Here is a 14,052-nt window from a genome sequence, read left to right as displayed (position 1 = left end):
CCTTTATCCACACGACCGGTGAGCAGCGCCATGTCATCGCCGTCACACGCCGTTACCCAGGCCAAACAAGCTATGGGCACCCGCCTGCGGGAGATTCGCCTCGCCGCGCGGCTCACTGGGCGTGACCTCGGCGACCTGGCGGGATGGCACTCCTCGAAGGTGTCGAGGATCGAGCATGGCCGGCAGACACCGTCCGAGAACGACATCGGCATTTGGTGTCGTCACTGCGAAGCCGATGACCAGGCTGGTGACCTGGTCGCGTCGCTACGCACCATCGACGAGATGTACGTCGAATGGCGTCGGATGCAGCGCACCGGTTTGCAACGACTCCAGCAGGCCGCGGTTCCGCTGTACGAGCGAACCCGCTGCTTCCGTATCTACGAGCCGTCGCTGATCCCGGGCCTGTTTCAAACGGCTGGGTATGCGTTGGCTCTCATGCGTGCTGTGGTCGCTTTCCGGCAGATTCCTGACGACAGCACCCAGGCGGTCGAGGCCCGCATGCAACGGCAGAAGGTCCTCGACTCCGGTGGTCGCCGCTGTGCGGTCATCCTGGAGGAAGCGGCACTACGAACCCGGATCGGCGACACCGAAGTGATGGCCGCCCAGCTCGGCCACCTGCTCAGCGTGGCCTCACGCCCCAACGTCAGCCTTGGGATCATCCCGATCCGCGACCGCGTCATGTGGCCTCCCAATGAATTCTGGATCTTCGATGAGGAGCGGGTCCTGGTGGAGACCCTGTCCGCTGAACTGACCGTGACCCAACCACGGGAGATCGCGCTGTACGCCAAGGCGTTCGCCGAGCTCGCTGAGCTGGCGGTGTACGGCGCGGCAGCCCGAACGTTGATCACCTCGGCCATCACTTCCTTGGACGTATGACAGCCTGTGCCATAGACGCCGCTCAGCCAGTTGGGCCAAGCTCGCTCAGGGGCCCGGTGGGGAGCGCGATCCATCCTTCGGAGCGCGCCGAGTGAACTTGGTCCGGCGCTGGAGCGGTCACCAGACCTTGAGATGCGGCGCGAGCGATGAGTGCGGCGATGACGGCGTCTATCGCGTCGTCGGACATCCGGCAGATCTGTTCGTGCACTCCCAGATCCAGCCATGGCGCCGCTTCCTGAAGTTCGTCGACTAGCTGCGCAAGTGCGCCACGATTCGCCGAACGTTTGTAGCCGTTGTGGGGCAGACCCCAGCATTTGAGCGATGCCGCAGGGTAAACCTCCACCACAACACCGGCGCCACTGCGATCGACCGGCTGCCCCTGCCGGGCAAGCTCGGCTAATAGAGCCGCGCAGCGCATGGCGGTGTGACCGATGCGATCAGCGGAGACGCTCAAGGGTCTGAGTGCCAGCTCCGAGGTCACCCGGTCAGTGACGCGGAGGGCGAGGTCTCTGCGCCAGTCAATGCCTGCGACTCCGCCGGGCACCTCGACGTGCCCGGTGCGGTGAGCCACGATGAAATCAACGAACTTGTCCGGCCAACCAAGCGGACAGTCGATGCCTGTCTTGCCCGCGCTCTTGATCGCCTCGACGATCAGATCATCGTCCGCCCGAATCTTGAGATCGCGAACCCGGGCACCGTTGGCAGACCAATCGAGCCATGCCACCGCTGTCCGGCCTGCTTCCGCCGCGAGGTCGACTCCAACCGTCAGCACCCTCTAACAATAGAAGCCGTTCAATCGCTAACGCGTCGCTCCTGTTCAGGTAGTCGCGAGGCTGGCCTGGTGAAAGATGTCTGCGGGAAGAGGGGATGCCAGTTGCCAGAGAATCTGCATTGGTCGGTCGCCTTCGGATGACACGTAGGTCATGGGTCCGGCGTAGAAGAACGGTGGAGCGCCGAGAGAGCCGTCTTCCTCTCTGGACTCGCGGAGGAAGAGATGCACGGTCGAACCGCTGTTGACGTAGCGCTGGCCGGTCGGTGACGACGTCCGCGTGGTGCTCTGCGACTCCCAGTGGAAGAGCGTCGGGCTGATTGCCCGATCGTTGTACATGGTGGTTGGTGAGAAGCCCTCGGTCTTGCGCAAGGTCACAAAGAAGGCGTCGGCTCCAGCTTCAGGAACCCACTTGACCCCCTCACGGACGTTGCCAGGACGATCGACACCAAAAGCTGCCAGTGCTTCGTTCTTGGAGTATCGAGCGTGCAAGCGCAGCGGCAGACCAGGGATCTCGCGAGTGACCCGATGCATACGCTCTTCCAGGATTGACGACACGGCGCGTAGTTCCTCGGCGCGATGAGGATGATCGCCTAACAGTTTCAGGACAGCGCTTCCTCCATCGAAGGACACGTTTCCACCGAGCAGAGCCACATGCAGCATGGCGAGCAGACGGGGATCAGCAGTGGTGTCATCACCACGGAGCTGAGCTAGCCGCAGGGGGTCGTCCACATGGAGGAGACGCCCGATGGCCCGGCCGATCTTGCGGTCGGCCTCCTCGTCAGCTACGGGCCTATTCTCAGCGCGGCGCCGCAGTTCAGCCCAACCTCCCCTGCCGGAACGATAAAGGTCTTCGAGCTCATGACCTGTCTCTGCCAAGAATTCAGCGAGGGAGATCTCAGGCATCGAGCGGAGCTCAGCGATCAGGTCATTCCACGAGAGGCGGAGCGCGCGGCGTATGTTGTTGAGAACCATCTCGGTTACTACGTTATCGAGCTGGAGGTGACATCCAGCAGGGAGCATAGGGTTGGCCAACGCGTCGGGAAGCTTACGCCTAGACACTCCCGTGAGCGCGGATAGCCGCAGGTCAAAGCGGAATTCGGCACGCTGATGTCCAACAAAATCCAGGGCAGTCAGACATGTCTTGTCTGGATCGCGCCGCAGGCCACGGCCGAGCTGCTGCAGGAAGACGGTGGCACTCTCCGTAGGGCGCAGGAAGAGGACAGTGTCTACCTCTGGGATGTCTACCCCCTCGTTGAACAGGTCCACGGTGAACAGCACGTTGACCTCGCGTTTCCTCAAGCGCTGCACGGCATGGCGGCGCTCGTCGCGTGGCGTTTCGCCAGTCACAGCCAGAGAGGGGATGCCGTGCTTGCTGAATTGGTCAGCCATGAATCTGGCATGCTGCACGCTCACACAGAAGCCAAGGGCACGCATCTCACCAGGGTGGGCGATCTTGTCTTGTACCGCTTGCAAAATGAGGCGAACTCGGGCGTGGTTCCCGGTGTAGAGGTCATTGAGAGCCTTTTCGTCGTAGTGTCCACGACGCCAAGCCACATCGGCTAGCGACACGTCATCGTGAATGCCGAAGTAGTGAAACGGAGCGAGGAGCTGCTGCTCAAGTGCCTGCCACAGGCGTAGTTCGTAGGCGATCCGTCCGCCAAAGAACGCTCCAACGTTAATGCCGTCGGTTCGCTCAGGAGTAGCGGTCAGGCCGAGGAGGTAACGCGGCTGGAGGTGCTCTAGCAGCCGTCGATACGTAGGAGCCTCCGCATGGTGGAACTCATCCACGATCACCATGTCGAACCGCCCTGGATCGAGCTCATCGAGGTTGACGTTGGCGAGCGATTGAACCGAGGCGAAGACATGCCGCCACCTCTTCGGCTGACTCCCGGCGACGAGCTTCTCTCCGAAATCCCCATCCCGGAGGGTCTGTCGGAAGGTGGCCTGGCTCTGGTTCAGGATGCTTTCGCGGTGAGCCACGAACAGCACACTGTCGACCTTCCCGGCAGCGACCAGTCGTCGATAGTCGAGTGCAGCAACCACGGTCTTGCCAGTGCCCGTAGCCATGACGACCAAGTTGTGCGTGCGGCCATGCACCTCACGCTCTGCTTCTAGCTCTTCCAGCGCCTCGGCTTGGTACCAGCGTGGAAGCACATCCAGCGTGGCGATCTCCAAGGGAAGTTCAGCCGGAGTTGACCCGCCTTCGCGCTTGAGCGCCTCAGTTAGCCGGGCCCCATCGCGGGCTGGATCGTAGCCTTCGAACGCCGGATCAGCCCAGTACTGCTCGAAGGTGGCGGTGAACGTCGAAAGCAGATGAGCCTGTTCGACCTGAGAGAGCCGTACGTTCCACTCCAGGCCGTCCAACTGCGCGGCCTTCGACAGGTTGGACGAGCCGACGTATGCGGTCGAGAAGCCTGTGTTCCGGTGAAACATCCATGCCTTGGCATGAAGCCTAGTGCTGAGCGTCTCGTAAGAGATCTTGACCGTTGCCCCCAGAGCAACCAGACGATCCAGCGCGGTCCTGTCTGTGGCCCCGATGTATGTCGTGGTGATCACCCTGAGCTCGCCGCCCCTGGCGATGAACTCCTTGATCGGTCCTTCGATGAGACGCAGGCCGTACCACTTGATGAAGGCGCAGATCAGATCCACTCGGTCAGCGGTCGCGAACTCCCGCATGACTTCGGTACCGATGCTCGGCTGGCCTCGCCCGTTCACGAGGAGAGCGCTGGCAGATAGCGGGGTCTCGGGCCGGATCAGCGGCTCTGGCCGCCCAGGCACTCCCGATGGCTGCCGTACCTCAGTGAGTAACCAACCAGGCTGAAGGACCCGTTCCTCCGTGTCTTCACTGCCAAGGAACCCGTTGATGATCGTCTCGGCGATGTGGTTCGCCCGGTCTATCTGCTGCTCAGGGGACTTGGCAGCACGCAATGCATGACGTGTCAGAGCGGCAATGTGCCGTACGAGATAGTCCTCCGCTACCGCCTTCTCAACAGAGGTGACCTCTACCGACTTGTCCGGAAGTGCACGCAAGCGTCGATCAAGGGCGTGCGTAACAAGCTGTTCGTGGGCTCCAGCCGCGAGGTCGCTCATGAGCACGCACTCTAAGCCCGCAGGCATGGCCTTTGTCCTGCTTCTCTCTGACTACATCTACTCAGCGCTGCTTACATCATCAGCACTCGTCGGACGATCAAGGAGTTCTTCGTCTGCGATTACGACGACAGCGCGTCGCCAAGCACAGCTGGACATCGGAGCCATCTATGCAGCAGAAGACCGATAGCGCTAAGCGATCTGGACTGTATGGAGCTATTTTGCTAGCCTCTATCATCATTATTCATTAAAAAATATATATATAACCACATTTAAGTCAAACAGGACACGCGAAACATAGCCGACATAAGGGACAAATGACTATTAATATTCGCATCAGCGGAGACCAGGCAGAACAAGAGTTGCGATCGCTTTATAACTGGCTGCTACGGGAACCGAAAATCCTCGATTATGCGGAAGTGTACCTTGTTAAAAAAGAACCGTCTCCAGGCAAGATGGGGGACACCCTTGACCTGATCGCACTAATAGTGACTGGCGGTCTACAGTTGCCGAGCTTAGCCATTTCACTAGCAGGGTGGCGCAACACTCGGCGACGCAAATTTCAAGTAACTATTGAGCGCGGAGGTGCTACCGTGACTCTTCCCGACGCCGATACTGAGCTCATTGTTGCGGTTCTAGATACTTTAAAGGACCAAAATGAGCCTTCCTGACCCGCTAGCGTCGCGTGCCGTTATAGTGGGAACCAGTAAATATCTAAGCATGCAAGACTTGCCAGCAGTGGAAGAAAACATAAAAGAATTTGGCAAGCTTCTACAGAGCGATGATCTATGGGGACTGCCTGCCAGTAACTGTACAGTTGTAAGTAATCCACAAATTAATACCGACATGCTCGACCCGCTACACCATGCCGCAAAAGAAGCGCGAGACACGCTCATCTTCTATTTTGCTGGACATGGATTAATTCACTCAACTGGAAATAGTCTTTATCTGACCCTGGTTGGATCAACCGATGCAATGTACCGGTCAGTGAGCTACGAATACGTGAGAACAGAGTTACGAGAAAGCAGAGCAAGGCGGAAAATAGTCATTCTTGACTGCTGCTATAGTGGGCTCGCTTTTGGTTCAATGAGTGGTGTCGACCAACCAACCGAGCAATTAGCAAATAGTGCAGCATTAAGAGGGACTTATCTCATGGCCGCAGCCAGGGATAACGAAACCGCAGACGCGGAGAGCGATGGATTATATACGGCCTTCAGTGGAGAATTGATCAACCTTATCCAGAACGGCATTCCTGGCCAGCCGGACCTACTGGATGTGGATGCAATTTTCACACATGCACGAGAAGCGCTTCGAGACAAAGGGCGGCCGATACCACAGAAGCGAGAAGAAGACTTCAGTGGAAAAATAATTCTTTTCAAGAATCGCGCTAAAGAAGAAATCGACAAAGAGCACTACGGATTGGTCTCAGACGTCGAACCCGGAAAAATCTTCTTGAATCGTCATGCACTCCACGAAGCAAAAGTACATCGTCCTCTTCAGGCGGGAATCTGTGGGACCGCTGCACGAGGCGGCGCAGAATCCATCGTGGTCTCTGGAGGCTATGAAGACGACGAAGACTATGGCGACACGATCATATACACGGGACACGGTGGACGAGATCCAAACACTGGAAAACAGGTCAAGGATCAGTCCCCTACAGATCCTGGTAACGCTGCTCTTATAAAGAGTGTTATGACAGGTCTTCCCGTACGAGTCGTGCGCGGATCTGGAGGAAATAAGAATTTTTCTCCAGAGTTTGGATATAGCTACGACGGCCTATTCGCCGTGACGGAATATTGGACTAAAAATCAGCCTGGCCACCACATGGTGATGCAGTTTCGACTAGAGAAAATCATCGATTTAGACAGGCTTCTAACGAAGCAGCAGATGTCCCAGAGGCAGAATTACGGTCGCTGGGAATTCGTAGCAGGAGGCTTATATTCAGACAGACGTTTAGCCGCCGAAATCAAGAATATATACGGGCATGCCTGTCAGATTTGCGGGATTGTCTTGGAAGTTCCAGGGGGGCTTAAATTTGCATCGACTGTGCATATCCGAAGCCTCGAGTTACCGCACAGCGGGCCAGACGTTAAAGAAAATATGCTTTGTCTATGCTCAAACCATCGCGATCTTTTTAAATATGGCGCCATCACTATCGAAGATGATCTGAAAGTGGTCGACCAGACTGATGGCGAGGTTATTTCAGACCTAGTATCGAAACATTCGATTAGTCTAGAATATATTCGATATCACCGAGAACACCACATGGCCGGCCAGCAGCAACTACTAGAAAATCTCGACTAGCTGACCACTCCTAATAACCGTAGTGCTCCAAGTCCAGCAAGGTCCGCACGGACTGACGAACCGTGGGGTGGTTACGAATCACTCTTGCAATGATCGGACGAAGTCATCCATCTCTCGAGCAACCTCGGGCTACTTCCAGTTCTTCGCATCTGAGGCGAGGTCTCATCGAGCAAACAAGATAGTTGAACCGGCCAAGGTTCGTCGGCTGTACAGGATAACTCTTATGTCGCAAACCCAGTCGACGGTCCACTCCAGATACAGCAAAGCCCGTACAACCTGTTTGGCTGCGGGCAAGTCCATTCCGAGGGAAGCTCAACCGCTTGCGAGTAAGCCCTATGCGCGTTTTCGGGCCCTCTGCCGCCGAATCCCACGAGGGCACACCTCACGGCTGCCTGCATTTGAAACAAAAATGTTGCCTGCGAAATTAACCTCTACTCGATTTCGAATAGATCTTGCAGTAGAGGCGCTTACGCAGGAGGTTTAGCTGAACTGCCATTCGGTTAATCAGACCTCAAAGGATCCGTTCTTGATGCCGCCGATAAACGTCTGCCATTCGCCGCTAGCGAAGCGCAGCACTGGCCCGTTCGGATCCTTGCTATCCCGTACGGCACGGCCGCCGCCGGAGAGCTCTGCCGTCTCCACGCAGTTGTCCTGCTGAGCACTCTGGCTACTCTTGCGCCAGATAAGCCCTGAGGGGATTCGGTCCACAGTCGCCGCCTCTATCCCTGCCGTAGCTGATCAGCGAGGGCAGCCACATAACGTACGGACTCCTCGACGGTCAGGGCTGCCGCCACTACCCGGTTAAACGTGAGCGTATACGCTTGAATCTCCTCCGGTCGTTCCAGGAAGAGGTTGTCTGTCGGCGTCTCTAGGTAGACGATCGACGGATCCAGATCGCCCGCGAAGTCCAAGATGACGAACCCGCTTCCCATCGCCGCGTGCGCACCGATTGAGTCAGGTAGCACCTGAACAGCGATGTTCGGTCGCATCGCCATGTCAGCAAGATGGCCGAGTTGTTCCGCCATGACCTTGGGACCACCGACCATCTTCCTTAGCGCCGCCTCGTCGATGACGGCCCAGATCTGCGGCGGGTTGTCACGACTGAGGATTGCTTGCCTGGCCAGACGCGCCTCAACACGACGCTGGACGGCGGTTTGATCAAGGACCTGTCCCGCTTGGAAGATCGCCGTGGCGTAGTCAGCTGTTTGCAGCAGGCCAGGGATGGTCACGAGTTCGATGGTGCGGATCTGGGTCGCTTCTGCCTCGAAGCCGGGGAGGCTGCCACCGAACACGTCCTTGTATTTGGCCCACCAGCCTCTTTCTCGGGACTGCCGAGCAAGGTCAAGTATTGCCTCACGTACGGCGGGGTCGACGACGTTGTAGAGGTCGAGCAGGAGCCGAACGTTACCGATATCCGGCAGAACCCACTTATTTTGCTCCATGTGGGTGAGGCGACCGCGCGACCACTCCAAGCGCCTGGCCACCTCATCGTGGGTGAGACCCGCCTGCTCGCGCAGGCGGATGAGCTCTGCGCTCAGACGCCGCCGTTTGATGGTCGGACTACCGGTCATCTGCCCTCTTCTCAGGTGTTAAGTAAGCGAATCGCGCAATCTGCCCGCCGAAACTAGACAATACCGGCGATGAAATTTTGGCCTTGAAAATTCTGTGGCCTGCCCTCACTATGTGAAGAGTATCCATCACGCAGAGTGATCTAGGTGCGACTCTTACCTAACGCACCCTTTGAAACTCTCGGAGAGCAGCCACTCAAAGGTGGCGGTCCGATGCGGGCCAGGAGAGAGCTCGGCTCGTTCGGTGCCATCACCGGGCCGAGGACGTTGGAGAAACGGTTCTGCCAGACGAATGGCGTCGTCTGGCAGAACCTCAACCGCACACTGGAGGTGCGACCTGTGTCCAACCCTAATAGAACCCCGAAGATCGTCAGGGTCCGCTGGCATGCCGAGCAGCCGCCCTCGCCCCTCGGTTGCCGCTGGTGCGGTCATCCCCCGTACGCGCACGACGCCGCCAGCCTGCCACATCGGCCCGGCCACCTGTGGGAGCAGCCCACCCCGGCCCAGGTCCGTACCCGCATGACGGCCCGGCGCCGCCTCGGCCTCTGCGGTCGGCTGCCTTCGGCCGTACCGGCCGCACACCCGGTGCCCGCCGCGCCGAACCCGTCCACCGCCGTGGCCGTGCGCCCGACGGGCCGGTCCTTCGCCGGTTCTCCCTCGGGCAGGGGACGCCACGCGCGACCGGCCGCGATAGCCGCGCCGCCGTACAAACAACCGCCGTACGGACAGTCGCCGTACGGACAGCCTTTGTCCAGGCAGCAGCCGTACGGACGGGAGTCGCCGGGTGTACGGCCCTGGCCGGGCAGGCGCGAGTCGTACCGGAAAGGGGTAACGGCATGAGCCCGCCACCCATCGAAGCGACCGGCACAACAACGACCGCCGAAAAAACGGAAAACCTCCCCGCTCACCTCTCCTGCGAGCCCGATGAGGACGACACCAGTGCGCTGGCACTCCGGTTCACCGGCTGGTGTCTCTGGTACGGCAAGGCCACCGAGCGCTGGTGGGCGCTCTCCCCCGCCTGGTGCCGGGAGCGCGTCGGCCTGGTCGAGGCCGACACCTTCGCCGAGCTGGTCGCGCGGATGCGGCACATCGAGGACTTCCGCCCCCATCCCGCCTCCGACCAGCGTGAACGGTCACGGCGTCCTCTCCCCGGGACAGGCCGCCGAACGGCCGTTCCAGAGCCACGGCCTGAAAGTGTCGACGGCACCGAGGACGTCAGGTTCGTGGAAAGGGACGCCGGGGGCGAGACGGAAAGGGACGCCGGGGGCGGGAAGAGCATCGCGATCACAAGGAAGGGGGGTGACAGGGATGGCAGGGCGACTCCTCTCCGCGCTCGCCGGCGTGTTCGCTGACCGGTTCCGGGCGACGGCCGACGACGCCACGGAACCGGCCCACGCGGGTTCGGGCCACACGGGAGCGGTATGGTCGCCGCACCTGAGCCACGTGCCCGGGTGGTCGACGCCCTCGGGTCACGCGGGTCACGCGGGTCACCCGGGTCACGTACCCACTAGCTCTCCCGTGATCTCTCAGCGGTTCGGAGCCACCCGCGACCAGGTCAGGCCCGCCCGAAACTTCGTCGCCGAGATCCTCGGGGACGACCACCCGCTGCATGACGACGCCGTGCTCCTCACCAGCGAGCTCGCCACCAACGCCGTCGAGCACTCCGCCCAACCAGTTGATACCGGCACCGGGTGGGACGGTACGGGACCGGTCGAACAGCCAGGGGAGTTCGTCGTCACGGTGGCCTTCCTCCCGCACGGCGTCATCGTCACCGTCCAGGATCCCGGCTCCGCGCGGATCCCCTGCGTAAGGAACTCCGGGCTGGACGCCACGGGTGGCCGGGGACTGATGCTCGTCAACGACCTCGCGACCCGCTGGGGCTTCCACCGCGACGGCACCGGGACCGTCATCTGGTTCGAGCTCGGCTCACCCGGCTGAGAACCCGGGCAGGGCCGGTGGACCGGTGTGATGGTGCGAGATCTGGATGGACTCGTACCATCACACCGGTCCACCGGAAGCAACCGAGAGGCGAGAAACGGATACGAGGACGATGCCAAGCCCTCGAAGTCGAGAACATCCGCCTCCAGTCCGAGCTGAGAAAGGCGCGTGAGGAAAAGCGCGAGCTTGAACAACGGCTTGAGCTCTATGCGATGGCCATCAACGAACTGGCCACCTCTCGCAGCGAAGACGGAGCCGACATCACCTCTCTGAGGCGCTGACCTCAGAGGGTGTCTTCGATCCCCGTTGGCGATCACTGAGCGGTTCGACAGCGGCATGAGCGGAAGTCACCAGTGAGTCTGTCGACGCGATGGCGTCCTTGATCGCTTGCGCGTCGCTGTCGAGGAGCCGCCTCTCGCGTTCCACCGGATCGGGAATGATGGCCCAACCGTCTCCCGCATAGCGCGGGATGACGTGAAGGTGGAAGTGGAAGACCGTCTGGAAGGCGACTTCGCCGTCGCAGAGGAGGACGTTGATCCCCTCGCAACGCAGGCTCGAGCGTCGCAAGGCTCGTGCCATGTCATGACCGACCGACCACACGTGAGCGCTCGTGGCTCCGTCGAGGTCTTCAAGGCCCACCGCGTGCTCGCGTGGCACGACAAGAAGATGGCCGGGTGCGACGGGATTCAGGTCCATGAAGGCGACAACGGTCTCGTCCTCGTACACCACACTGGCCTCGGCCTGCCGGGCCGCGATGGCGCAGAAGATGCACCCCTGCGCCGCCGACGTCGCGCTCTGTGTCATGCGCGCAATGGTCCCAGTGCGCCCAGACAGGTGCCATTCATTTGATGCTGGAGCCTGATCCCTGACGACCGCTCATCATCGGCTGCTTGTCCCATTGACCCAGGATCGGCGCCCGGCCCGGGAGCCTGATGGCACACCGCTGCTGTCCGGGCTACGGGGGAACCTCAAAGGCCCCTGACCACTGGTGAGGGCACGGTCTGACCCCAGGACTCGAACATCGGTCCGGTGCGGGAAAGTGCTCACTCACCAGTGGCTACCAGGCCCCGAGTCTGCCCGATCAGCTGACCCGGTAGCTCCCGTCAGCGCCAGATGACGGCCTGGGTGTGGCGACCGGTGTTCCAGTAGTAGGTGACGGAGCCGACGATCCAGCCCTGGTTGTTGATGTCGTGAGTTTGGGCGCTGGTTACCCTCGCGTCTGTGGGCAGCGGCAGGGTACGGGGCTGGGTGGTGGGGGTGTCCCACAGGGCGGTGAAGCCGTACGGGTTGCCGACCTTGCTGTAGCTGCCGACGATCTGGCCGCGGTCGTTGATGGCGACGGCGCCGGCGTTGGAGACGTCGGCGGGCAGGGGAAGGGCCGTCATGGAGGAGCCGTTCCAGAAGAAGCCGCGACGGCTGCCGTCGGCCGTATCGGAGTTGCCGACCACCTGGCCGAGGTTGTTGATCGAATTGGGGGCGCTCATCCCGCCGAACGTGCCAAGATCGCGGCCGGTGCCGTTGTGCCACAGGTACGCCCGGTAGATCGGCAGCGGGAGACCGCTCTCGTTGACGACGTAGTTCTCGGCGCCCACCACCTGGCCGTGGTCGTTGACGGCGTCGGCGACCAGGCCGGGGCGGCGGTCGATGACGGTTTTGACGTCACCGGACAGCAAGACGGCGCGCTGTTCGGCGAAGCCGGGAGTGGGCGCGAAACTGATGACGATGTGCCCGTTGGCGACCTCTGCGTCGCAGTAGCCGGGGGCGCCGTGCGCGCCGAGGTCCTCCATCTTGCCGTTGTGCCAGAGGAAGGGAGTCCACTGGCCCGAGGGCAGCTCGCTGCAGCCGACGACGCGGCCGTCGTCGTCGATGCCGGAGGCGAAGCTGGTCTCGCCGCCGAGCGTGCCGAGGTCGGTCATCGTGCCGTTCTTCCACAGGAACGCGTGGCTGAGCCCGGACTCCAGCGGGCTGTCGCCGACGACGTGGCCGTGATTGTTGATGCCTCGGGCGATGCTCCATATGCCGCCGAGGGTGCCGAGGTGGACGACGCGGAGGCGCTCCGGACTCGCCGCTGCGGCTGGCGAGGAGAGCGGGGCCAACGACGCGGTCGCGATCAGAGCGATGGTCATGGCATGGCGGAGTAATCGGCGCATGTAGAGGATTCCCTTCGAGGCACGGGGATGTAGTGATCACGATAAGCACCGGCCCGGCCGCCGTTTCTCACGAAATCCTTACGTCTCGCCCGCGGCTCACCAGATAAAGGTCACCTTGCGGGAGGTCTCTCCGCCGGTGTCGCGGCGTGTTCACGTGCCGTCGACGGCGAGCCCGGCCGAGCCGCACAAGGTGATCCAGGTCGCGACGGGCTCAGCAGAGGATCGCCGCGCACCCGGCCGAGGAGTGACGGAATCCTCGACTGAGAGGCCGAGATGGTCGCCCGGGTCCTTTTTCTTGGATCCCGTGGTTGATCCGGTGTTCGCGGTCTTCACGGACGGACGGCGGTCGCGGCGGCGAGGTCCTCGGCTGGGAGCCAGTGTGCGGTGGGCTCGTAGTGAAGCCATCCCTCCTGCCGGGCGGTGGCGGTGGCGGTGTGCAGCAGCCGGTTCAGGAGCGGATGGTGGTTTCGGCGCCGCCAGACCAGCGACCACGGGTAGAGCGGGGTGGGATCGACCAGCGGGATCAGCGCCGTGTCCGCGATGTCGGCGGTCTGGGCGTTGGCGTCGATCAGCCACACCCGGTCGGTACGGGCATGGAGCTGCGCCACCACCTGCTCCAGCGTGGCCAGCGCCGGCCCGATGGCCAGCGGGATGGCGAAGTGGTCGCTGAAGGCGCGCAGATAGCCGTCCAGCTCGGTGGCGCCCGCCAGGGCCGGTGTCCAGATCCCGCAGGAACGCAGGTCGGCCGGGCGCAGGCGGGACCGCGCCGCCAGCTGATGGCGGCGTGACATCAGCGCGTACAGCGGCTCGAACCTCAGGGGCTGATGAGCCAGGTCCTCCAACCGGGAGGAGGCGAGGCCGTGCACCCGGCCGAAGGCCACGTCGATCTCGGCACGCCGCAGCGCCGACAGGGCGGTCCCCAGGCTGTGCCGGCTGCTCAGCTCCAGCGGCAGGTCGACCAGGTCGATCAGCCAGCGCGTCAGAAAGGAGCCGGCGATCGGGCGGAAGGTGTCGAGCCGCAGCGGGCGGCAGTCGAGCCGGGCGGCGGCCACGATCTCCTCGGCCGCGGCCAGGGTCTGGCGCGTCAGGGGCAGCAGCCGCCGTCCCAGGTCGGTCAGCTCGACGAGGTGATGACCGCGCACGAACAGCGATCCGCCCAGGGTCTCCTCCAGGCGCCGGATGCGAAGCGACAGCGCCTGCTGGGTGAGGCACAGCCGGGCCGCGGCCCGTCCGAAGTGCAGCTCCTCGGCGGTCGTGACGAACGCCTGAAGCTGTCGAAGGTCGAGATCCACCCACCACACGCTGCAGCGACAAGCAACGCTTGTCAAGAAGGGAAGGTCTTGTTGGACACCGCAGG

General features: G+C 61.7%; 13 protein-coding genes. 6 read left to right on the top strand and 7 right to left on the bottom strand.

Annotated features, from left to right (window positions below; genetic code table 11):
- The first annotated feature begins 18 nt into the window (after window positions 1–18).
- On the top strand, window positions 19–876 hold the full coding sequence (locus tag AB0F88_RS39400) for a helix-turn-helix transcriptional regulator (protein ID WP_362696303.1): 858 nt from the start codon (window positions 19–21) through the stop codon (window positions 874–876).
- 22 nt (window positions 877–898) lie between these two features.
- Here the strand turns inward: AB0F88_RS39400 and AB0F88_RS39395 are convergent, their stop codons facing one another.
- Both AB0F88_RS39395 and AB0F88_RS39390 read right to left on the bottom strand, forming a co-directional pair.
- Window positions 899–1,648, bottom strand: a complete 750-nt coding sequence (locus tag AB0F88_RS39395) for a DUF429 domain-containing protein (RefSeq protein WP_362696301.1) — start codon at window positions 1,646–1,648, stop codon at window positions 899–901.
- Between the two features lie 45 nt (window positions 1,649–1,693).
- A complete protein-coding gene (locus AB0F88_RS39390; protein ID WP_362696299.1) occupies window positions 1,694–4,738 on the bottom strand; it encodes a DUF3427 domain-containing protein in 3,045 nt (1,014 codons plus the stop codon).
- Window positions 4,739–5,052: 314 nt separating this feature from the next.
- On the opposite strand from AB0F88_RS39390, the gene AB0F88_RS39385 reads away from it, so the two are divergent.
- Window positions 5,053–5,406 carry a hypothetical protein gene (locus tag AB0F88_RS39385; RefSeq protein ID WP_362696297.1) on the top strand — a complete coding sequence of 118 codons (354 nt, stop codon included), beginning with the start codon at window positions 5,053–5,055 and terminating at the stop codon, window positions 5,404–5,406.
- On the top strand, window positions 5,393–7,039 hold the full coding sequence (locus AB0F88_RS39380) for a YDG/SRA domain-containing protein (RefSeq protein ID WP_362696295.1): 1,647 nt from the start codon (window positions 5,393–5,395) through the stop codon (window positions 7,037–7,039). The genes AB0F88_RS39385 and AB0F88_RS39380 overlap by 14 nt, the downstream gene beginning before the upstream one ends.
- A 504-nt stretch (window positions 7,040–7,543) precedes the next feature.
- Here AB0F88_RS39380 and AB0F88_RS39375 read toward each other — a convergent pair.
- Window positions 7,544–7,747, bottom strand: a complete 204-nt coding sequence (locus AB0F88_RS39375; protein WP_362696293.1) for a DUF397 domain-containing protein — start codon at window positions 7,745–7,747, stop codon at window positions 7,544–7,546.
- An 11-nt stretch (window positions 7,748–7,758) separates the two neighbouring features.
- Window positions 7,759–8,610: a helix-turn-helix transcriptional regulator gene (locus AB0F88_RS39370; RefSeq protein WP_362696291.1), complete on the bottom strand. Its 852-nt coding sequence runs from the start codon at window positions 8,608–8,610 to the stop codon at window positions 7,759–7,761.
- A gap of 210 nt (window positions 8,611–8,820) precedes the next feature.
- Between AB0F88_RS39370 and AB0F88_RS39365 the strand changes: the two genes are divergently transcribed.
- The 3 genes from AB0F88_RS39365 to AB0F88_RS39355 all read left to right on the top strand — a co-directional run bounded on the left by AB0F88_RS39365 (window position 8,821) and on the right by AB0F88_RS39355 (window position 10,545).
- Window positions 8,821–9,447, top strand: a complete 627-nt coding sequence (locus AB0F88_RS39365) for a hypothetical protein (protein ID WP_362696287.1) — start codon at window positions 8,821–8,823, stop codon at window positions 9,445–9,447.
- Window positions 9,444–9,959, top strand: coding sequence for a hypothetical protein (locus AB0F88_RS39360; protein WP_362696285.1), 516 nt, complete (start codon window positions 9,444–9,446; stop codon window positions 9,957–9,959). Before AB0F88_RS39365 ends, AB0F88_RS39360 begins: the two co-directional genes overlap by 4 nt.
- Before the next feature lie 166 nt (window positions 9,960–10,125).
- Entirely contained in the window at window positions 10,126–10,545 is a 420-nt protein-coding gene (locus tag AB0F88_RS39355) for an ATP-binding protein (protein ID WP_362696283.1), read from the top strand.
- Between the two features lie 261 nt (window positions 10,546–10,806).
- Here the strand turns inward: AB0F88_RS39355 and AB0F88_RS39350 are convergent, their stop codons facing one another.
- The 3 genes from AB0F88_RS39350 to AB0F88_RS39340 form a co-directional block, all read right to left on the bottom strand.
- Entirely contained in the window at window positions 10,807–11,349 is a 543-nt protein-coding gene (locus tag AB0F88_RS39350; RefSeq protein ID WP_362696281.1) for an HIT family protein, read from the bottom strand.
- A gap of 299 nt (window positions 11,350–11,648) precedes the next feature.
- On the bottom strand, window positions 11,649–12,671 hold the full coding sequence (locus tag AB0F88_RS39345) for a DUF3466 family protein (protein WP_362696279.1): 1,023 nt from the start codon (window positions 12,669–12,671) through the stop codon (window positions 11,649–11,651).
- Between the two features lie 353 nt (window positions 12,672–13,024).
- Window positions 13,025–13,987, bottom strand: coding sequence for a LysR family transcriptional regulator (locus AB0F88_RS39340; protein WP_362696277.1), 963 nt, complete (start codon window positions 13,985–13,987; stop codon window positions 13,025–13,027).
- Between the last annotated feature and the right edge of the window lie 65 nt (window positions 13,988–14,052).

Source organism: Streptosporangium sp. NPDC023963 (assembly GCF_040639135.1).
Classification (GTDB): Bacteria; Actinomycetota; Actinomycetes; order Streptosporangiales; family Streptosporangiaceae; genus Streptosporangium.
The sequence above is the reverse complement of the archived record's forward strand: the minus strand, read 5'-3'. Positions and strand labels throughout refer to the sequence as shown.